The sequence below is a fragment of the Ruminococcus sp. genome (assembly GCF_017549005.1).
Lineage (GTDB): Bacteria > Bacillota > Clostridia > Oscillospirales > Ruminococcaceae > Ruminococcus.
In genome coordinates, this window is sequence record NZ_JAFYYT010000029.1 from 1 (window position 1) to 24,072 (window position 24,072).

A 24,072-nucleotide genomic window follows, 5' to 3' on the forward strand; every position below is an offset into this window, starting at 1 on the left:
CGACAACAACAGAGCTGAAAATGCTATCAGACCTTTCACCGTAGGTCGTAAGAACTGGCTATTCAATAATACAGAGCGCGGTGCAAAATGCAGTGCCCTTTTGTACTCGATAATTTCAACAGCACAGGCTAACGGTATGGACGTTGAAAAGTATCTGACCGACCTGTTTTCAAATCCGGCAGGTACGATACTTCTGCCATGGAATAATTGATAAAGTTTATCCTCGCCATCGGCGAGGATATTTTTATATATTATGGGACGCGGTTTATTTGACGCTTACGGTTCATAAGCAATTTCATGGTTTTAACCGCTGAATCTGCGTATATAAAGAAGATGCGGCTTCCGGAAGTACTTTACATACTTCCAGGAAGCCGCTTTTTGTGTTTAAGTCAAATCAAGTTTCATCGCCATCATTTCCGAAGCGTTTTTGTGCTCCTGACACAGTTTTTTGATATTATGAAGACGCCGGTACATTAATCATCCTTCAAGAAATCGTGATCGACCTTTGCATTAGTATAAATCAGATAATCGTCTGCATAGCTGCCGGCAATCTCCCCCGAGCTCATGTTGCTTAGCTTCACTGAAAGGTTTACTTTATAATTAGCATATTCCGTAAAGCCTGCTCCGGTCTTGGCATTGAAACCTATGTTGATATAAATGTAGCCGTTTTCATCTACCCGGTATCCGGAAGAACCCGGTGTTTCTCCGGAAGCAACTACTTCCTTCGGAATAGTCAGGGTAAATGTATCAGCATTCGCGGGAACAGTAACAAGATCATTATAACTGCCACAAGTAATATGTAAGTTAGTCCCCGATGCTGTTATCGGTGTACTGGAATCATTTGTAGTCACTTCATAAGATCCGTTTCGTTGAACAGCTCCCCAATAATTACTAATAGGGGAAACATTCTGATAGCTTGCAGAAGTATATGGACCTCCTGCCGGCAAATCTGTCTTTTTCTGCAATGACAGCGTCAGGATAAGACTATCTGCGTCTTGAAGCGCACTTTCTATATTCTGAACATTATACTGGGCAGTTGTATCAACCGGCATATAAGTATTCATCGAATATTTACCGCTAACACCCAGTCTTGAATAGTTCTCACTTGGCGAACCGTCTTCATCATAGCAATCCAGTTCGGGTTCAGCATAATATTTCATGCTTGCCGTACTAAGTGACTGACGGTAATAAATATGCTTTATGGCAGCAGGCTCTTCCAAAGGTTCTGACATGTTCGAAAAAGCAATACTTGCCGAATCGTATGCCAGATTCGATGCTGCTCTTACGCTTACACCAGTATCACTTGCTACCTTTTGCGGAAACTCACTCACATAATCGTCAAAATCAAGTCTTATTCTCGAATAGATAGTCACTCCATCATTTTGCAGAATAGTCTGACCTCCATTAACCGTAACTACATTGATGTAGTTATCTTCAAGATTGATGTTCGCAGAACTGATACTATTAATACCGGTATCTGTCATATCCGCTTCATCACCTGGCGGAATGGCAGTTCCGATTCTGTACCAAGCCTGTATATCTGTTGCGTCATTTTCAGGATCAAGCCCGGAAATGTTATTTGTTATCAATCCGTTTTCTCCCTTTCTATCAAGGAATAGATTAAACGAATGATAAATGTTAGCATTCACAGATCTTAAAATAGTATTAACATTGGCATCTTTAGGAGTTATTATTGTCTTTGCATAAATATTCAGCGTGTGGTTACCATTATCAATTTCAAGATCATTCGGTAAAACAGTAAGTTCGGTTCTCTGATCAAACAGATTTCCAATATAGACCTGACGATTTATTGTAGTACTATTATCGCCATAATAACAGTTAACCTTTGCAGATTTCGTTACTGCATTATTCGTGCCGCTTGCATAGCTCGGAGCGTCAAAGTTTTCCGGTGTTCTGATATAGTAACCATACAAATTATTATCTTCTTCGTTTCCCGGTACAAACATACTGATATAGTAGTTCTCGTAAACATCTCCAGAAGAAAGTGTCAGATCATATTCACCTCCGCTTCCGACATATTCATAATATGTCGGAGTTCCGTTAGAAGATTTGGTATACGCATAATGAGTAGATCCGATGTTTGATGGTGTTCCTGCGTACAAGTTATATTTTCCGTTCCTACTGCCATTCGGTGTCGCAGTAATCTTCTGTGCAATGAGTTCATTAAATGTACTCACACTGAAATAATTATTGCTACTATCTTTGAACTTTCTAAGATCAAATGTAATTCGGTCATTGGCCACTGCAAAATCCGTACTGTTCAGCAATACCTGATACTTCTTGTCATGATCTCCATTAGGATCGACAAATATCATATACGTGTTATTTGGAAGCATGTTAGTTGCTTTATGCTCGGTTTTATCGATATAGAAATACTTATCATGATTCCAGTTCAGATTACCCGAATCAAGCAACGCAACAATGTCATCATGACTATAGGTATATCTTATGTATGTAGTAAACCACGTATTCAGATTATCAACATGTGTATCTCTTCCGGATGTAGCAAGCTTCGCACTGTAAGGATTTGTGCTTTCAGCTCCGGCAACATATGATACTGAATTTGTACCATTCATTACTGCCGCCGAGAAAGAAACCTCAATTTCCTTGATTGTATATACAGGGATATACAAATGATATGCAATTTTATCTGTATTAAACGGATCTTTAAACTGCACATCTACCAGCGTAAACGTATTTTCTCGTTTTGAATCAGCATTAGCACCGTTCAACGCAAAAGAACCTTTTGTATTTGCATTTGGTGGAGTCCATTCAATACCGGGAGTAATGCTGTCCGTAATGAACTTGCCGCCACTGTAACTGCAGTTTTTGACATCAATGGAATAATAATCACTTGAAGCGGTATAGTCCGTTGATGTATTAGTTACAAGCTGTATATAGCGGTTTATAAGATTTGTAGTTTCATCTGTTTCATTATTTGCGATTACAACTACAGCAAAATTCTCAACGCCGGATGGCAATTCACCACCTTTTTCAGTTTGATATGTCGAGATACGATCACCGTCATCAGCAGTAGTTCGCTTCATATAGTAATCAATTTTGTTATTACCATATATTTCGCCTGCATCATCATTGAGTGCATTAAATGTTGTATAGCGCCTTGAATAATTCTCTGCATTTTGATCTGTCAAAATCATATCTTCATATATCTTTAGTGCCATAGTGCTTTCGGCAGTCTTTCCGCTGTATTCAGCAGTACTCGATGCAGAAGCAGCTAAAGCTGCACCATCACCTGAAATGATCTCATCTGTACCCATTTTAGCCTGTGGATTGATGTTTACAAACGGATATTTTGGCATATCAACATTGTTTGCAGCATTATATCCGGAAACAGCAATTGTATAGGTCGTAGTCGTTTCAGTATCAGCCGAAGCATCAGCTACAACTTTATAAATCTTGCCTTCACTTTCAGAGATAGACCATGTTGTTGAGTTTTCCGATACGCCGTCTTCAACCGCAACGGCATCTCCCGTCACAGCGCTGCCATAACGATATTCAATTGTTTGAGTTTTAGTGTTCTTTTCATCGCCACTGATCGTTACTGTTACAATAGTACGAGTTATTATTTTATTAGTCGTATCTATTGAGTAGCTTTCAGTAACAGAGTTTGCATCACCCTCCTGTTTTTCAGCGGTCACTTCTGTTGAAGTTCCATTACAAGCACCTGTGTAGTCGGCGAAAACGAAGGAGGCATTTGAGAAATTAGTTCTGTTTCCAACGTTTTTGGTAAAGCCATTGCCATAAATTGCTATGCCTGAAAACTGGATAGATGTCGCATTATCACTTGTATCAACAAAACCTATCCATGCTCCCATTTTATCGCCGGAATTGGTTAGAATATTATCAAGTTTAATATTATATCCTAACAGCTGATTAGCGGATTTTTTTATAATCTGCCCGATGATACCTCCTGCATAATTTCCTGATGCTCCAATCGTGCAATTTTCAATTGAACTGTCATGAAGATAACAAGTTACACTGTTTGTTGCCGAACTTGCATAGCCAATAAAACCGCCAACATAACTCTGTTTATTACTTTTAGCAGTGATGTCGTAGTTTGAGATCTTGCAGTCTTTTATCAATACATTATGGGTAACCTTGTTGTTGACTATATTCGTATAAGGATAGAGTCTGCCAATGAAGCCTCCTGCGTAGCCTGAATTATTATCTTTAGTAAAAAGATTGTTAGCATAGATAGTATTGTGTTTAGATGGTGATCCAATCATTTTACAATTATCCAATGTAATTGAATATGTTGTCCAGTTTGAATCCCATTTACCACCATAGAAACCACCGGCAAAACTGCCATTAATATTAATTCTTTCGACTGTACAATTTTTAAAAAATGCAACACCGGTTGTTCCACCACTTGCCTGTGATTGCATTGCACCTACAAGCCCACCTACAAATCGAATATTATCATTTCCAATGGTGATATCACATCCTTCTGAAGGCATGACCTTCATATCATAGATCTTACAACCATTGCCTGCAAAGCCAACAAGACCTCCTGCAGCAGTATAATAATTCAATGAAGTTTCGGCAAATTTGAACGACTTAATTTTTACTGTAGAATAATCATTTAAATCATTATTATCCGCCAATGAAGAAGTGCCATAAATATGCACTGCTCCTTCTTGAATTTTACCAACAAAACAACCAATAGCATTTCTTGCTTTTTCATTGCTCTCAATATTTCTTGCAGATGTCATTTCAACAGAAACATTATTTGCATTACATTGTTTTATTGTGAAATAATTGCTTGTACTGCTCAAGCCTGAAAAGCCAATAATTCCACCTACAAAATCTGCACCGCTTACAACAAGATTATCAAGATCAATGTAGGAAAATTCACCATAAACGCCGTCTCTTATCCAGCCACAAACGCCACCAGAAGAAAGCCATAAAATTCTAGAATTATCATTCGGGGTTTCAACATAATTTTGTTCTTGATTAGAAGTTGCATATGTGTTACTGTAAATCTCTGTATTTACTGAACCGGTTAGTGTGAATTCAGTTACTTTTGTTTTTAGAATAATGCTGTTAAAGAGAGCAAGTCCATTAGTTTGTGGAACCGTATAATCACCTTTAGCTGTATTACCTAAATAAGGTATATTATTGTTAGCTGAATCACTAAGAACTTGATTTACGCCCTTATGAAGGGTATCAAAATAATTATCGGCTTTGAACTTATTCAGGTAAATATCCTCATCAATAGTGCAGTTATCTCCGGTGAAAGTATCTACTTTCATACTGTATTTGTTATTCAAAACAGTTGTTTCATAATCATAAAAGCCCACACTTCCCAGTCCTCTGAAGCTATCCGGCAGTTGATAGGTATACTCGTCAAGCGGCGTAACAGTATCGGGTTCTCCCTCGGTCTCGCTTGGCGTTACAGTCCCGTAAGTGGTTTTGCCCGTCAGATTAATATCATAGTAGCCTTTAGTGCTTGTAACACATCGTGCAGGGTAATCTCCGCTTGTATCAGGAGCAGTATACCATCTGATTATGTACGGAACAGCAGTGTTAGCGGCAGTATCGGCACTTGCATAACCGTAATCCGTGTTAGATGTATCAATATTCGCCTTTCCAATATCGGAATAATCCGCAATATGGCTCATACCATACACTGTAGTATTTGTTCCATAGGACAATGAAGTTGTATAATTACCTTTGGCTGTTTGAGCTGTTCCGGCACACGACTGTGTGATAAGCGAGAGAATGAAGAACGCCTGAGAATTGGGTATATTTATCGTTCCGTCATTCGATGCTGAAGAAGGTGGTGTAACAGACAGCTTGTTCGTCTCATTCTTATTGATGTCAGTGATTGTATAATGTTTCGTGCCGTTCTTAAGTGTATGAATCAAATCAGCATTCGCACCATCAGCCGTAGAGAAGCGCACAGTTGTATCATCATCCTGATACTTGCCATCCTCATCAACTGAGAACTTCGTTGTTTCATTTACTGCATAACCATTGATAACACGACCGACTATCGGATTGACATAGATTGCTGCTTTTGCCGCAACCGTGTTCGAAGCCAGATTATTTGAAGTATTTGTTTTGTAATAGACTTTTAGTTTTGTACTATCTATGGCAGTATTTGCAGCTGTCATATTCTTGAAAATAAGGCCACCAAATACGATAACCCCCACATAACCGCCAACCGGAATAATTGTTCCAAATTTTTGTGAGCCGTCATTATCAGTCAATGTAATCGTCGTGGCATGAGCCACATTGCTGCTATCAGTATAGGAATACTTAACATAGCTGTTGTCAATGATATTATCTCCGCCCATGATCTCGCCGATAATACCACCATAATACTTGCAATTGGAAGCATAACCAAAGTTAGCATTATTGTATCCGGCTGTTGATTGTGTAAGTGCAATATTTCCTGCATTTACTATAATATTAACATCCTTAACAACACAACCATTTGATACATTTATAAGTGGAGACTTGCTATTGTTCGTAATAGAGTAAAGCGGAGTGCCATCTTGTTTCTTTTCACCAACAATTACACCTCTGAATGCCATGTTAGCATCAGTTTTGCCAAGTCCGACAAAACCAGTTGCAGAATCACCGGATAAGGTAATATTATCATCTATTTTATAATATGCGTTTGCAAGATAATACTGAACATTAACTACATCCCAATAAATGTTGCCATTCTCATAGCCAGTTCCGGCAGTATTAGGTGAGAATTCCAGATGATAACCGCTTCCGTTCTTGTCAGTACACCAGCGAGAACCGGTTGTGTTGTCTGAAATAGATGCATAATTTGATGTTCCTTTAGGAAGTTTGACTTTTGAAAGCTCATTTGTTGTACCATTTGAAATAAACCTTGACACAGCCACAAGCTGTTTGCCGTCGGTAATAATATATGGATCATTGTAAGTACCACAACCTGACGTCAAGCCCTCAGCCGATACATTAACCTTCAGTTCTCTGTAATAAAGAGCATTAGCCTGAGAGGCAACAAACGATTCTTTAACATAAGGAAGAAAACCCGTACTGAAGATATAGGGCGAGCCGCTCTGATATGTTTCCAGATCTGTATAGTAAGAACTACCGTCATATTTGTTTTCCAGAGAAACATTGTTTTCACGATATTCTGCAGAATCTGTAATTTCTTTACCATAAGTAACCCATCTTGTACCATTCGCACCATTACCCCAGTCTTCTGTTATCGTATAATAATACTTAAGCTTAGCATTATTATCAGTGCTGATAGATGCAAGAAGCGTAGAGTCAGTAAAGATCGAGCTTGAAGTACCATATGCGGTGTCCAGAGCAGTATTACCGTTTAACGTGCCGGCTTCTCTCGAATCGAGCTTGATCTTAGTAAATTCAATAGTAAGATTTGCTCCCGAAGCAGCACCAAGAAGGCTCTTCGCAACAGTAGTTCCTAAACCATAATTGTGAGAAGTGCTGATTCCTTCAAGCTTTATCGTAATGTCATCAGCAGAATCAATACTGTTTATTCTTGTAATATTGTTTACAAGGAGATAGCCGTCATCATATGCTGCATTTGCAGTAGTTTTAGCAACTATTCCGTCAAGGACCAATGTGCTTCCGTTAGATGAAACGATGCTACCGTTAGAAGTTCCGCTTATAAGAACACCCGAAACACCACTTAATTCAAGAAAACTTCCCTTTAAAGTATTGCTGCCGCTGATAGACAGAGTTTTTGTATTGGGAAGCGATAAAAACAGACCGGAATGCATAAGATAGTGCTGATTAGCTGAAGCTGGATCACGAGTATAATTATCTGTTACATTGTATGAACCAAAAAAAGCTTCGGCAGCATATGCCCCACTGTAATCCATTGTAAGCGTAAGGTTGTTTATAGTGTAATCCTCTCTTCCTTCGATAGGATAAAAAGAGAGACCTGTCATGTCAGCAGCACCTGTCAGTGTATTGTCGGAAATTGAACTTTCAAAAAGTTCTTCTATATTTTTTGCGGCATATTTTTTTACACTCCAGAGCAGAATATTCTGACCGGCATTTGTATTATCTAAAACATCCAGATTATAATAGTATCTAGTATGCTCGTTAGCATATGTTGTATCTCCCAACGCAGTTGATGATGCACTGGTGAGCTTGTTCTGATAAGTGCCGGTAACAGAAATCTTTGCTTCTCCGTAACCATCATCCGGATTTGCTGAAGAATCGTGTCTTCCACCGTTCATGTTGATTGAAACAACACCTGCGCCATGTGTGGTAGTATTTCCGCCTGAAGTTACGCTATATGTTCCTTTGGTAACATCAGGAGCAGAATACGCTGCCAACTCATCATAAATACCCAGAGAATTCGGCAGAGTGATTCCTGTTGAACCTGTTTTATCTGTAAGTGTATAACCAGCATTAAGAACGTTAAGATAAAGACCTTTATCCTTATCGTTCTCATAAGCCTTATTTACGAGCATGCCAAGAGAAGTGCCCGCGCCATTTGACATAGACATTTTTGTAATGGTAAGATTATTGACTGTCCATCTTCCGGTCGCTTCAAAGCACATTACACCAACATTAGCGGAAGAATTTGTTATCGTGCCATCTGTAACGGTCAAACCGTCAATAGTCGTATCGGTATCATGCCATACATAACCAAGGAAACCTCCGCCGTTTGTAGAAGCTTTATTGATGATAATGCAGTTATTGAAAGAAAGATGATCTATATTGATCTTTCTGCCCGAATAAGTTCCCGATGTGATATAACCGATCAATCCACCGCCATTAGCATTACCACCGGCAGAAAAACTGTTATCAACCATCCTATGCGATACAGTAAGTGTATCACTGTTGCCTTGTGCAATGTTAATTGTGAACTTCGGTGAAGTTACTCTTCCTATAGCTGCACCAAGATAATTATCGCTGCTAAAATAGCCGCTGATGTTAAAAGTGGTGCTGATAGTATTTGTACCTGTAATATCGATCGAACCATTATCTGTGTTATTGGAAACAACACCAATTAGTCCTCCGATATTCTTTGTACCGATAGAGGATGGTTCTTTATAATTTATCGTTTGGTTAGCAGTTATTCCATTCAATATGGTTTTGCCATTGGATTTTGCTGCAATACCGCCGATATTCATTTCGCTGCTCTTATTATGGACATCAATACTGCCACTGATAGTGAGTGAATTTACTGTGCCGGCATTTCCGCTTGTACCATTACCGATAACGGCAAACAGGCCATTGTATGGATGAGCATATATCTGACCTACACCCTCTGTGTTTGGGTTCACAGCTGTGCCACTGCCGGTAAAACCATACGCCTGACCTGTAGCAAACGTAACATTATGAGAATTACCATTTAAAGTTCCCGTAAATTCGCCTACAGAATCAGAACCATCACGCATAAAACCAGTGATACCTGTATTGGCAAAAGAGAGGTCATTCGTTAAGTCCAGAGTTGTCCCAAGCAAATATGCACGGGTATTATTTCCGCCGGTAAATTTCAGGCAGTCATAATCAGAGCCCTGATTAAGCTGAATGTTGAGTGCAGTTTTCACCAAATCAGTTTGAGTCCCCATTGAAGTCTGAGCAGCCTTTATTGTAACAGTATGATTGGCAGAATCCAGAGTAAGAACTCCATTTGCGCTATCTTCAATGTCGGCGATCCTTACAACTTCTCCCCACGTACCAAGATCATCAACGCTAGAGGCACTGCTCGAACGCCTGAACGACCAACCGGTTGCAGCTGTGGTAATCGCATTATTTCCGTCTCTGACTGACGAAACGCCATTTGTTCCATCACCGATTGCATAAATAAGCACATTATTATTCTTACCAACAAGCTGGCCGCCCTTCTTTGACTTAGCCCCTGACATATTCGTTACACCACTAAGGCGCAGCACACCATTCTTAAAGTTGCCGACTATACCGCCTCCTTTGAATCCGTCTTGATCAGTTGCTGTAACGGTAATATCTCCGAGGACTAAGAATACACCTCTTGTTTCTGACGTCTTACCAACTAAACCGCCGAAATAGCCTTCGCTATCTGCTCGAGCAGTTCCCGTTGCTGTAATGTTCATATCATCAGCATTAATATATGCAGCTCCGTCGGCATAACCTATCGCTCCGCCGAAAGAACCAAAAGACGCATTCGCTGTGGCTGTGATAGCAAGATCATCAAGCACAAGACTATTTACGATATTGTCTGTAATATACTTTCCGGCGATACCGCCAAAATAGCCTCCGCTTGCAGTGCTTCCGGAACAAACATTTACATTACCTGTATTTCCTGTATTCTTTATTGTCAGTTCTGCTGCTGTTACCGACGAGCCTTTATTATTTTCAAGCACACCGAAAACACCACCGCAATTATCAGCACTTACGGTAGCTGTGATACTGTAATCTTTCAAATCAAAGGCGGATGCAGCATTGGAATAACAACCATACAGACCGCCAGCACCGAAAGTACCTGTTACAGTTCCGCCGATTGCCAGAGGTGATGAAAGACCGTTTATTGTTGCTGAAGATGAAGTCACACCTACAAGACCTCCGGCATACCCGTTTCCGGACGTTACTGAAACACTTGAGAAAACAGGATAAGAACCCAGCGTCAACGAAGCATTTCCTTCCATTGTTCCGACAAGTGAGCCCGCATTTCCATTATCAGAATAAACAGCAGGACGGGATGCCGAGGTATCATTAACTGTAAGTCTCGAGCCTGTTTTCATGATGCCGCAAAGTTCACCGACGTCCTTTATATCATTCTCGCCTGATGAAGTGTTTGAAACTGCTGCCGTTGAGTTGTTATTAAATGAAAGTACAACATCAGCATCTGTCTCAATCTGCCCGATTACACCTGCAAAAGCATTTGTATTACCACTGGCAACAGTAATTTTCCAATTTGCAGCACGTGAACCATGATGCACAAAATCTGCAAGAAGAGGTGATGATGCACTGTTGTTTTTAGTGATTTCAAGAGTAATATCATTACCACTGTTATCAGTGATTTTTGCATTAGTGCTGACGTGGGTAAATATTGCTCTCGGAAGCGTAACATTACCCATACCATTCGAAGCAATAAATCTTACCGAGCCGGCAAACGGAACTCCTGCATTTCCAAGCCCCATGAAACCTAAGTCTCCGGCGACTTCAGGGAAAGTTATTGAAAGTGTGTCTTCCTTATGAGTATTACAGAAAGTTCCGCCTTCATTAACACTATAATAATAGCAATAATCTATGAATTTTCTTATACCGTCAGCGTCATTGCTGAAATCGATTGATGTACTTGAAAAAGCACCAACAAGATTTGTAGGTTCATATGACGGAGTCTCTTCCTCAGCTTTTACCGTCATAAAGGCCGAGAAACTGAACAACCCAAATAACCCATCCGAATACATGGAATTTATGACAAGCATAAATACTGTAATAAAGCTCAGCAGTTTCCGGAACAGCTTTCTATTACTTCTGAATATCTGGGATCTTTCAGGTTTTTTATTGTTCATATATCTCATGCTATCACCACACTTATTGTTTTATAATTCATTAACCCTATCCTGAGCTTTTTATCATTGCAGTTCACAGTGAATATAATTGGCCGCATCATTAGTTCCGGTATACGGGATATTCGCCTTCTTCTTGTACAGCTGCAGCTCATATCGGCTTTTACTGTTCGTAGAATTGACCACAATGGTTACCTTCTTCCAGCTATCATATGTTCCACCGCTTATGACAACAGGAATAGTGACATTATTGTAAAATGTCACTCCGGACAGACTGCTGTTGAAGAAAAAATCATCAATATCAAAATAAACAGGATTCCACATAATGTCCAGGTTGCCGCTTCCGCTTCCTGAAATAACATAATTGTAAAAATCATAATCTGTTGTTGCTGTATTTTGCTCAGCAAGAGTTCCGGACCATGCCGCTGTGACAACGACATTCTTTGAACCATAGAGATTTGTGCGAATCGTCCTAAGTCCGTTATCAGTAGGCACAGCCTCAACATGGACATAAAACCTGGGATTCGTTTCGTTAAAATCCCTTTCCGGAATAATCACCTTATATTTGTCGGTAGACACTGAGCCGCCGGGAAGGGTTTCATAATTTGACGAATTACCAAAAGCCACTTCAAACCCGTTTGATGCAGAAAACTCTGTCATTGCCGGAGTTGATATAATGCCTGTTGTATTATTATCCTGACTCTTGCCAATATAGTATCCGGTTGCTTCTGCTACAATTGCGTTATATTCATCTGCATCATTAAGAGCCGTCGCAAGATCACTGAATGACATTATAGTACCATTGTGCTTCACATAAAGCTGCGCTGTCAGCGTATACTGAATTTCCGATGGGTTTGGAGTTCCCGGTGAATTCACATCAAAATTGTTGACATTAACATTATACTCATGTGCCGGCATTCTTCTTTCATAAAGATCCGCATACATACAGTTGGAAGAGAACAATTCCCTTGGAGCTGATTTAGTTGTAACAACACGCTTTACCGAAGATACCTCAGTATAGATAGCATAGGTCACGAAAGTTCCAAGAATAGCCAATACGGCAACAAGCCAGACCGTTATCCAGTGCTTTTTCAGTTTTCTTAAAACATCTTTCATCCCCTGCTCCGCCTCCTTTCGGTAATTTCCGGTAATAATTCAACAATAGTTCTTATTATAATAAAATATCAAAATAAACTTCTGCAAAAGCTATTTCAGTTTCCTGACCATCTGCTTGCTGTCAGGTAAATCATATCTGTTTCTTTTTTATTGTCAGCCGTATTCCATTCTGAAAAGCCTTCTTTTTCTGCTGCAGTTTCGTCAAAACTAATCTCCAGAATATAATAATCGTGATCACTGGTTGAATCATATGTTATTCTTCCGCTCTGTTCATAAATCGGAACGGCATAGATTTCAGGATCATCATCATAATCATATGTATCGTTATAATAGCTGCCGCTTCCAAGCGCTATCTGTCTTCCATAATTGGATCTTGAATTCTGATCGGAATTCTTTGATGTTAGAGGGATCTGATTCTCCAAGGTGTAATAGAAAGTATATGTGCTTTCTCCCTGTACTTTCAGCGGTTCAGATATGTATGTTACATATTGTCCTCCCTGAACACTTGTATGTTCCTTAGCTCTGTAAATCTTATAAATGAACGGAATATTCGTGGTGTGTGCAAGCTGAATTTGGTAAGGGATCTTATAATCACCTGCACTTACGCTAAACACGACCCTATGCGGAGTTCCCGATTGAATACTTTCAATATCGATATCATTCAAGCTGAAATACTGAACGGCATCATAATGTCCCGCACGAATATCCAGATTATTCGGTTCTTCGATCTTTGTAAAGGCTTCAAGCTTTCCGCCAAGTGCAAACCACGCATAAACAGGCAGTGCGATCATCAGGATCAATGTGAATACAGAAGCGATTATCGCCTGCACTTTTTTAGCTGTACTCAGTTTGGAGAACATATTTTTCAGCCTTTTTAGCACATTGGACTCTTTTATATCTTTAGTTTCATTCTGCAGCTCGTTCATTATGGACCACCTCCCACGGCAGTTCCTTCAGTAACTGAAAGCTTTATCAACAGATAGTGCACACGCATTCCTATTTCATTATCTCCCTGATCGTACATATCGCCATAGGAGATATAGTGTTCTCCTATAGTTCCAACATCAACGGTATCGTCTGGACTTATTCCCTTAAGATAGTACTGAGGGAAGTGTTCGATATTATCGGTAATTGCAGTATAAGAATCGCAACCGTATGAATCATCATCATGACAAAACGGTATAGTGGTGACCCCCGAAGCACTGGCATTCACAAAAGTGCTCAAAGTATTCGGCCAGACCCAGTAGATATTAATAGGGGTAGCTGTATTCTTGCCTGTTACAGTTCTGGTCATGATCCTGTGCATATCTTCATCTGAACAGATCGGTGTCGAGTATGTTACTGTAGTAACACCATTTTCTGTGACCTCATCTCTGTGCTCAAAAAAAAGAATATGTCCGTTAAGGAGGTTTTGTGCTGTAGTGCCGTCACCGCCGTCCAGTTGAGAGAGCGGAGTCATTGCGAGTTCATCATCCGTATGATCTGTCGGAGTATTATTCACATCATTATATAATGCCTGATATCCGATTAATTCAAAATCAAATTTAAGATCAACGCTGTCCTTTTTCGGGATCACATTAAACGAAATAACGCCTTCAGTATTGGGATGAAGTCCCTCGTCACCGGGATGATCGTCATCAACATACTCGTTATAATTAATCAGATTATTGGTCGAAGTCATTTGCCAGTACAGAGCTTCTTCTTCGTGAACCGCAATATGATACGGGTTTTTAAAAATGCCGTCCCTGCTTCCGGAAAGCATTGTCACTTCAAAGTTCTGTCCGCCGACCTTCACCCCCATACCAGATCCCCCGACGTTCTTATTCATGGTAAACCATGCAACAGAGCTAAACACCCATACAATAAAGGCGAGTATCATAACGACGCCGATCTTGAAAAGGGAGTTGCGTCGTTTTCTGATTAGCTCATTATTAGGTGGGCTTTGACCGCTATTCAATTTTTTCAAACGCCTCACCTCCGTATGGCAATTCAGCTCAAAAAGTGGAACGCGCAAAGAGACCTCTTCGGACGGAGCCCGGAACAGAGTGATGCTCCGAGCAGTCCGAAGCTATGATGACGTACCTTTAACAGAACCGACTGTCTGTGCACAGGGTGAACTGAGGGCACATTACCACAAAAAGGAAACCGAAAGATTTTTGCGCGCAAATACTCAATGTAAAAATCTCACATCTTTTCAATATATATTATAACATAAGATGAAATGAATTTCAAGCATTTTCACTGAAAATTCGCAATTTATCCACAATAAACTATTAGTATTATCCACTATAAAAATAACATATAGGTATTAAAAAGTAATCCCCTCCCGAATGGGGAGGGGAAACTTCTTAGGAGGTTAACAACCTATGATGAAACTCTATCATGAATCTCTCATGCCATCGCCTTTTTGAGTTCATTATCATTTTAAGGTTTAAACCGTCCTATATTGGAGGAAGATTTATAGAGAGGGAGTGATTTTTATTAATTATGCGCCTGTATTCAGTAATTAGCAATTAGTGAGTAGTGATTAAGCACCACCGCCGCCGCCATTGCCTTGCTGCTGAGCAGCTGTTGTAACAACATCTATCGGATTAGCAACAGCAGTCTGTGTCGGAGTCTTTGTTGCATCCCAAGCATTTGAGCTAATCTCAGTAACAGCATTCAAACCAGTTACAGGCGGATTTGCACTAGGATCATCTGCATCTGTTCCGTTCACAAGTTTAAAATCTAGGTCAAGTTTCCACTGACCACTTTCTAATGCTGCATATGTAGCTGAATTACAAGTCGTATCTTCGCCTTCAAGCCATACTCTAACAAGAACCTTATAATATCCTGTTTCTCCAGCATTAATTGTATCAATCAAGCCAGAGCCAGTTGTAATAGTGCTCTTAGTTGAAGCAGTAGCTACTGCTCCGCCGGTAAAGTAATCTGCACCATTTAATGCTAATATCGCCTTTGCAGTTTCAGTCTGAGCAGCAGGATCAAGTTGACCAACAGCAGCTCCATCGCCTGAATTTCCAATACCAGCCTGTTCAGCTGTCAATTCCTTAGCAAAGAGAGCAACTCTCCAAGCCTTATCGCCTGTGCCTAAACCGCCATATGATAATGTCTCAGCAGTATTATCTCCAGCATAGTCAAGATCACATCTTGTCATTCTGATCTGCTGTCCAGCAGCTGTTCCCGTCGCCTTTAAGTAGAATACATAATCAACATATCCATATGCAGTGCCGAAATCTTCTGAATTTGGATCAACACCATAAGCACTATTAAATTTGCTATCAAAGAAGTATTTACCAGCTGCTGAGGCTGTTGCATTTGTATTTGTTGCTTCAACATATGGAACATAAGCTTCAGTTACAGTATCATGCGCTTTGCTACCGTTTTCAGCTGCATCTAATGTGTAGAAGAACTTGCCTGTCTGCGCTGTAACAGATGATACAGGCTCCAATAAAGCCTTGCGTCCTTCTATAAGGGTATCTGCCTTGTAAGAACCTTCCGCATTGTTTGAAGAAATCAAAAGGTTTGAGCTAACCTTTGTACGCATTGCAAGTCCATTTACCTGAACTTCCTTATTCATTGTGAACCACGCATAGGTGGAGGTTCCGAGCATTGAAGCAGAAACCGCAAGCATCATAGCAGCCGGTAAAAGCTTCTTAGCTGTATTACCTTTTTTCTTGTTATTAGTTTTCATCATAAGTCATTTTCCTTTCATAATAAATTTCCCGTGGAAATCGGCTCCGCGGCTGCCTCCAGTTTGTGTGTTTGCGTTATACTTTTTGTTTACAATCATATTATAACTTGTTTTAATGGAAATGTCAATATCATGGGGAAAAGTTCATATTTTCTCAAAACATTTCAGCGTTTTACACAAAGAGCAGTACTTCCAATGTACTTTTGCACCAAGCGGATAATTACTAACTGTATACAAAATTTCCGATATTCACAACAGTAAACATCGTTAAATAATATGTCCTACCACTTTGGTACGACCTTTCTTTTCCAAATCTTAATAATTCATAAATTTTCTCATTTTCTCATTGCAATTTTATTATTAATGTGTTATACTCTTATATGTAAACAGGGTTTTTACTCGATTTTTGCGATTTGACCCGTTTTTCGGGTAGTAAAGGGGTGTGGATATGCTGCACATAGATGAACAGTTTATTGTAGACAACTTTGATGACGCGCTTGCAAACGGTGCTATCCGTGCCTATTATCAGCCCGTTATCCGGACCTTGACCGAAAAAATATGCAGTGTCGAAGCTCTTGCGCGCTGGCAGGATCCCGTTATGGGTCTCCTCTCGCCTTTCCTATTTATTAATGTACTGGAAAAGTACCGCCTTATCCACAAGCTCGACCTGTATATCCTCGAAAACATATGCATTACTTATAATGAAATGAAAGAAAATGGGCTCCCGCTCCACCCGTTTTCAATAAATCTCTCCCGTCTTGATTTCGACGAGATAGATATGCTGAAAGCCATTTCCGATATCCTCAGGAAGTACAATGTTCCCTCAAAGGCTATACATATAGAGATAACCGAGAGCGTAATGCTTGATAACACAGCTTATTTCCGACGTATATTCGACAGTTTCCACGACGCAGGCTTTGCGATATTCATGGACGACTTCGGCAGCGGCTACTCCTCTTTAAATGTATTGAAGGACTACAGCTTCGACGTGCTGAAGATCGATATGCGTTTCCTCAGCGATATCGGCTCGCGCTCGAAGAAGATACTTGCTTCCGTAGTCAACATGGCAAAGGCTATCGGAATACATACTCTCGCCGAGGGCGTTGAAACAAAGGAGCAGAAGACCTTCCTGCGTAATATCGGCTGTGAAATGCTCCAGGGCTACTACTACGCCAAGCCTATGGACGGAGCTCTCTATGTGGAGTACCTCTCCGAGACAGGTTTCCAGGTCGAGGACCCCGACGAGCACCACTACTGGAACGAAGTCGGACAGATCAACTTTCTCAGTCCCGACCCGCTCAATGAAAACGACTATACCGAAGCCGAGAACGGTGATTACGGCTTTGTCCGTGAGAACTCCGCACCTCTCGCTCTTATCGAGCAGTCGGATCATCATGTGGAAATGCTCTACCGCAATCAGGCATATGAGACAAACCTGCAAAAGCTGGGCTTTGCTTCCTCAAAGGAAATGATAAAAGCCATAAACGAGACCGAAGCCGCCTATTATCCGAACATGGACGAACAAGTGAAGTCTTCGATCATAACAGGCAACGTAGTCAAGGAGGACCACTTCCTCAACGGTATATATTTCACATATTTTACCAAGTGCATAGCCCAGACCGACAGCAAGGTAATGCTCGCCGCAAGCATACAGACCTACGGCAGCGATGTGGATATGTCCACGAACGAGATGTTCGACACCTACAGCCGCGCTCTCATTGATACCTTTGACCATATAACCATTATGGACCCCGAAAGGAACCGCGTAACGGCACGAGTCTACTCAAAGCAGGGCTACTCCCCTGATTATTCCAATATGCCCCTTATCGAGTCCATAAACCGATTTGCCGCCGATGAAGTTGCGGAAGAGGAAAGACTCGCTTTCCTTGATTTCATTGATCCGCCGACTCTGCGCGACAGAATGGCAAAGATCAGCAGCAGGTACCTGCAGGGTACTTTCAGGGTAAAATGCGCTGACGGCACTTTCAAGCCCAAGGTCATACGTATAACCAAGCTTTACCTTGACCTTGACGTTAAGGGTTCACGGGAGCTGTTCATGCTGACAATGCAGAGTATTTCGGACAGCGGCAATTAAAATTAAAGTTTTTACACACTTAAAAAATAGCATAAGCATTAGCTTGTGCTATTTTTATTATACATGATATCATATTTTAATTATATACTTTTTAGCTGAAAATCGGTTTGAACAAACACTGAATTTAAGATAAGTTTAAGATTATTTTAAGCTTTGTTCATTATTATGTAAGTATCATATAGCGACAATCTCATTATCTGTATTATAGGAGGAATGATTAAAATGAGAAAGAAGCATTTACTGGCAGGTCTTCTGTCAGCACTTGTTCTCGGAACTGCTTCGGCTGCAACAGCTGCTGCCGCTGACGGTCTCTACGGCGACGCCAACTGCGACGGAAACGTAGATATGTCAGATGCAGTGCTTGTTATGCAGGCACTCGCCAATCCGGGAAAATACGGCGTCAACGGCACTGACGCAAAGCACATCACACAGAAGGGCATCGACCTTGCTGACGTTTGCGAAAACGGCAACGGTCTCACATCAAACGACGCCCTTTCTATCCAGAATTATCTTTTAGGCAACGTCAAGAATCTTCCCGAATCCTACAAGCAGGGTTCAGTTCAGACAACGACCACAGTTAATCCGGGACAGACCACAACGACTACCACAAAGCCGGTCAATACTGTTCCTCAGGAAGATGTCAACACAGTTATCCACCTCAAGGGTTCTTCTATCACTGTGGAAGGCAAATATGCAACCGCCAACGGTTCAAAGGTAACTATCTCCCACTCGGGTACATATACTATCGACGGTACTCTCAACGACGGTCAGATCTATGTTGAGGTTCCCGATGAAAAGGCTGATCCCGACACAGTCAAGCTCGTATTCAACGGCGTTAACATTACAGGCAAGAGCGCCCCTGCAGTTCTTATCAAGAACGCAGACAAGACCTCTATCACTGTAGCTGACGGAACAGAGAACATCATTTCCGACGGCACCAACGCTTATGCCGGCGACGAGCTCGAGAGCGCAGTTCTCGAAGCTAAGGACGACCTTACTATCAAGGGCGGCGACAACGGCACCGGAAAGCTCACTATCAATGCTAATATCCAGCCTGCTGTCGTTTGCAACAACGACCTCAAGCTCACAGGCGGCGTGCTCAGCATCAACACTCTCAATGAAAACAAGGAAGCTTCACCTGACGCTGTAAAGGGCAAGGGCTCAGTAACAGTAAAGGGCGGCACTATAGATATCACCTCAAAGGGCGACGGTATCAAGTCCTCAAAGGGCGAAGTCGTTATCGAGGGCGGCACACTTGTCATCAAGGCAAGCAAGGACGCTGTACAGGCTGAGACAGATATCACTATCTCAGGCGGCGATATCGCAGCATTCGGCGACAAGGGCCTCACAGCAGTGGGCAATGTGAATATCACAGGCGGCAATGTTCTCGTTACCGCAAAGGATAATCAGTGCGAAACTATCAAGTCCACAGAACAGGCAACAATGGTTCTCGACTTCACAAAGGAGTGGGCAAAGAACAATCCTATCGCTGTTACCGATTCTTCCAACAAGGTGATCCTTGAGCAGAATCCGCCCAAGAAGTACAAGTACGCTATCGTTTCTTCACCTGACATCGCTTCCGGCGACTTTAAGGTATTCGCAGGCGGTATCAAGATGAAGCACAGCAGCGGCAGCACCTTCAAGGCAGGCAAGCCAGCCAAGTTCACAGACGTAAACAACGATATGGAGAACGAGGAGCAGCTCTATGAGAGTCTCTTCAGTCAGACAGTCGTTCACAAGATCGACGTTCAGATGAACGAGAGCACATGGCAGAACATGATGAACAATGCCAGCAAGGAAGAGTGGACTCCCTGTGACGTTACTATCGACGGCGAGACAATAAAGAACGTTGCTATCAGAACCAAGGGCAACAGCTCACTCATGATGGCTCAGAACGGCAAGTACAGTCTCCGTCTCAAGCTCGACAAGTACGACAAGACCAACAACTACCACGGACTCACTGAGTTCTGTATGAACAATATGCTCTCAGACGCTTCATGTCTCAGAGATATCCTCTGCTACAACGCTATGTATGAAGTAGACGGCGTAGCTCCTCATGCAGCTCATACCGATATGTACCTCAACGGCAAGCTTTACAGCTTCTATCTCCTTGCAGAGCAGCCGGGCGACACACTTGCAGAGCGCTATGGCATCGACGATGATACAGTTCTCTACAAGGCTACCGAGAGAAACGGCGGCGGCGGCGGATTCGGCTTCGGCGGCGACGGCTACTGCTCGTTCACAGAGAAGATGCCTCTTGACAACTTCGATGTAAAGTTCGGTGCTGACGATAACTATGCACACATTCAGGATATAAAGACTGCTATAAACAAGCTTTCTTCCACAAACTACAAGTTCATCGAGGACGTTATCGACGTACCGAGCTTCCTCAAGGGCTTCGCAGTAAACTCTATTTTCTGCAACTACGACAGCTACAACGGCTCGCTTGCACATAACTACTATCTCATCTACACAGGCGGCAAGGCATACTTCGTAGGCTGGGACTACAACCTCGCAATGGGCAACTTCATGGGCGGTGCTGATTCAGTTAACTCTGATATCACAACAAGCCTCTACCAGGCAACTATCACAGACCGTCCTCTCGCAAAGCTCCTTCAGGTGCCGGAGTACTATGATATGTACGTAGGCTATGTAAAGGATATCCTTAACCTTTACAGCAATCCCGAGCAGTACATCAGCAACTATGCTAAGAATATCCGTTCACACGTTCAGGCTGATCCGAGATTTGAATTCACTCTTGACCAGTTTGACTCCAACACCTCAAGAAGCGCTAACGGCCTCCAGACAAGCGGCGGCGGTCAGCAGCAGGGTGGCTGGAACATGGGCGGCCAGCAGCAGGGCGGTCAGCAGCAAGGCGGCTGGGACATGGGTCAGCAGGGTGGCTGGAACATGGGCGGCTTCCAGATGAACTCCGATGAGCCTCAGGACGGCTACGTAACAGTTGTCGGCGATGACTGGGCATTCCAGGGCGGCTTCGGCGGCGGCGGAATGAACTGGGGCGGCGGAGGCGGCTTCGGCGGAGGCGGCGGCTTCGGCGGCTTTGGCGGCTTCGGCGGCGGCGGCGGAATGTTCGGCGGCGGAAATATCTCCGTTGTTGACTTCCTGGAAGCAAGATTCCAGATAATCCGCAGCGCACTTCGTATGTAAAAAACACATATCTCATAAATGGTCTCCTGTGGCAATTATTTGCTGCAGGAGACTTTTTTATATTGTCATTTTGCACATTATGCTATGCTTTTTTTGTTTGACAGCACAATATTTAAAGAATTATACACAACTTCTTCGTTTTGTCCACCTTTGTTTCATAATGTGAGTTTACAGATTGAATAATTTGAGTTATTATTACATTAAATAATATCAGAGACGCCATGTCCTCTCATGGCACTCAGCAGGGGGTACTAAAATGAATGTAACCAAAAAGATCAGGACTGCCCTTTCAGCAGTCGTAGCAGGAGCTATGCTTGTTTCTTCGGCAAGCTTATTCCCTGCACCCGGGCTCGAGGCAAATGCCGCAGGAGCTTGCACCATCAACACAAACAAGGAATATCAGACTATCCGCGGCTTCGGCGGAATGAACCATCCCGAGTGGCAGAGCTACAACGTTCAGAACGGAGCTCCCGGAGACATGACCGAAGCACAGGTACAGACTGCTTTCGGAAACGGCGAGAACGAGCTTGGTCTCACTATCCTGCGTATATTCGTAAGCGACGACAAGAACGCATGGAAGAACGCTATCCCGACTGCACAGAGAGCACAGAAGCTCGGTGCTACCGTATTTGCAACTCCGTGGAATCCGCCCGCTTCAATGCGCCAGAACGGTTCAGGCGGTCCGAGAGGCGGTCAGTACGTTCTCAAGAACGGTGCAGAAGCACAGTACGCTCAGCACCTCAACGACTTCATCAAATACTGCAACAGTCAGGGAGTTGAGCTCAACTCCATCTCGGTACAGAACGAGCCTGACTGGTCGGGCGAATGGACATACTGGGCTCCCGACCGCTGTGCCAACTTCCTCGCCAACTACGGAAAGACCGTAACAGCAGGCACGAACACAAAGATGATGTCGCCCGAGAGCTTCAGCTACAGCAAGGATTACTACAACGCTATCCTGAACAACTCAAAGGCTATGGCTAACTGTGATATGTTCGGTACTCACTTCTACGGCACACAGCGCAGCCAGATGGACTTCCCTGCCCTTGAAAACTGCGGCAAGGAAATATGGATGACCGAAGTATACGTGCCCAACAGCGATAACAACTCCGCAGACAGGTGGCCCGAAGCCGTTCAGGTATCGGAAAATATCCACAACGCTCTCGTTGTCGGAAATATGAACGCATATGTATGGTGGTATATCCGCCGTCAGTACAGTCCTATGTGGGATACGGGCAAGATATCCAAGAGAGGCTATGCTATGGCACAGTTCTCCAAGTGGGTACGTCCGGGCGACGTGCGTATCGACGCTACAGAGCAGCCCAACAGCAATATCCTCGTATCAGCTTACAAGCACAGCGATACTCAGGCAACTGTAGTTGCTATAAACAAGGGCAGCGGAGCTGTTTCACAGCAGTTCACCCTCAGCAACAGAACTGTCACAAACGTTGACAGCTACAGAACATCAGGAAGCGAGAATATCGCTAAGATCGGCGGTATCTCCGCAAGCGGCTCGTCGTTCACGGCACAGCTCCCCGCAAACAGTGTTACTACATTCGTTGTGGGACTTGAAAGCGACGGCAAGGGCTTCGAGGGCGGCAAGGATCCTGTTCCACCGGAGCCTATCGAGCCCGATGAGAACGGCTACTACTATCACGATACATTTGAAGACGACAGCAACGGCTGGGAAGGCAGAGGCGGTGCTACAGTTACTACAGGCGGCACAGCTTATAAGGGAAGCAAGGCTCTCACAGTTTCAGGCAGAACAAGCGCATGGCACGGAGCTCTAAAATCCCTGGATTCACTGACCTTCAAGGCAGGCGAGACCTACAGCTTCAGCGTTGCAGCCTCGGGTTCAGGCAACCTTATGCTCTCTCTCGAGTACAAGGACTCCGCAGGCGAGACAAAGTACGACCACATTGCAAGCGGCGAATCCTCAGGCGGATACGTACAGCTGGCAAATGCAAACTATAAGCTTCCCGAGGGTTCGGGATATATCCTCTACGTTGAGACAGAGGAAGGCACAGACGATTTCTCAATTGATGAGGCTATCGTTGCAAAGGCAGGCACCTCTGTTGACGGACCCGTTGTAACCACTACAACGACTACAACAACGACAACAACTACCACCACAACTACTACGACCGCGACTACAACCACAACCACAACAGCCACTACGACTACAACTGCCGAAACAACAACTGAACCGGCAACTACCACTGTTAAGGATCCGAAGGCAGCTCTTGAAGCAAAGGTATCCAAGTGGGGCGACGCAAACTGCGACGATGCTGTAGATATGGGCGACGCAGTAATCATTATGCAGTCCCTCGCTAATCCGAATAAATACCAGCTCTCAGACTCAGGCAAATTCAACGGCGATGTATACGAGGCAGGCGGCGGTATAACAACGAACGACGCTGTAACCATACAGAAGTTCCTGCTTGGCCTGATAAAGAGTTTCCCTGAAAGCTATGCTGAAAAAATAACCACTATCGGCTGAG

Annotated in this window: 9 protein-coding genes; 4 read left to right on the top strand and 5 right to left on the bottom strand. The window is 42.8% G+C overall.

Annotation, left to right across the window (positions count from 1 at the left end):
* The coding region (locus IKW96_RS07405) for a transposase (RefSeq protein ID WP_296572544.1) at window positions 1-211 on the top strand (211 nt) is incomplete at its 5' end.
* 262 nt (window positions 212-473) lie between these two features.
* Here the strand turns inward: IKW96_RS07405 and IKW96_RS07410 are convergent.
* The 5 genes from IKW96_RS07410 to IKW96_RS07430 all read right to left on the bottom strand — a co-directional run bounded on the left by IKW96_RS07410 (window position 474) and on the right by IKW96_RS07430 (window position 16,311).
* Entirely contained in the window at window positions 474-11,504 is an 11,031-nt protein-coding gene (locus IKW96_RS07410) for a hypothetical protein (protein ID WP_296572549.1), read from the bottom strand.
* Between the two features lie 63 nt (window positions 11,505-11,567).
* A complete protein-coding gene (locus IKW96_RS07415) occupies window positions 11,568-12,617 on the bottom strand; it encodes a hypothetical protein (RefSeq protein WP_296572551.1) in 1,050 nt (349 codons plus the stop codon).
* A 95-nt stretch (window positions 12,618-12,712) separates the two neighbouring features.
* Window positions 12,713-13,543, bottom strand: a complete 831-nt coding sequence (locus tag IKW96_RS07420; RefSeq protein WP_296572556.1) for a hypothetical protein — start codon at window positions 13,541-13,543, stop codon at window positions 12,713-12,715.
* A complete protein-coding gene (locus IKW96_RS07425) occupies window positions 13,543-14,583 on the bottom strand; it encodes a hypothetical protein (RefSeq protein WP_296572561.1) in 1,041 nt (346 codons plus the stop codon). The genes IKW96_RS07420 and IKW96_RS07425 overlap by 1 nt, the downstream gene beginning before the upstream one ends.
* A gap of 561 nt (window positions 14,584-15,144) precedes the next feature.
* Window positions 15,145-16,311 (bottom strand): hypothetical protein, encoded by a 1,167-nt coding sequence (locus tag IKW96_RS07430; RefSeq protein WP_296572564.1) that lies wholly within the window; start codon window positions 16,309-16,311, stop codon window positions 15,145-15,147.
* A gap of 445 nt (window positions 16,312-16,756) precedes the next feature.
* Here IKW96_RS07430 and IKW96_RS07435 point away from each other — a divergent pair, with 445 nt between their 5' ends.
* The 3 genes from IKW96_RS07435 (at window position 16,757) to IKW96_RS07445 (ending at window position 24,071) form a co-directional block, all read left to right on the top strand.
* Entirely contained in the window at window positions 16,757-18,403 is a 1,647-nt protein-coding gene (locus IKW96_RS07435) for an EAL domain-containing protein (RefSeq protein WP_296572568.1), read from the top strand.
* 222 nt (window positions 18,404-18,625) lie between these two features.
* Complete coding sequence (locus IKW96_RS07440; RefSeq protein ID WP_296572570.1) at window positions 18,626-21,571, top strand: carbohydrate-binding domain-containing protein; 2,946 nt, start codon at window positions 18,626-18,628, stop codon at window positions 21,569-21,571.
* Window positions 21,572-21,827: 256 nt separating this feature from the next.
* Window positions 21,828-24,071, top strand: a complete 2,244-nt coding sequence (locus IKW96_RS07445) for a carbohydrate binding domain-containing protein (protein ID WP_296572572.1) — start codon at window positions 21,828-21,830, stop codon at window positions 24,069-24,071.
* Window position 24,072 lies beyond the last annotated feature (1 nt).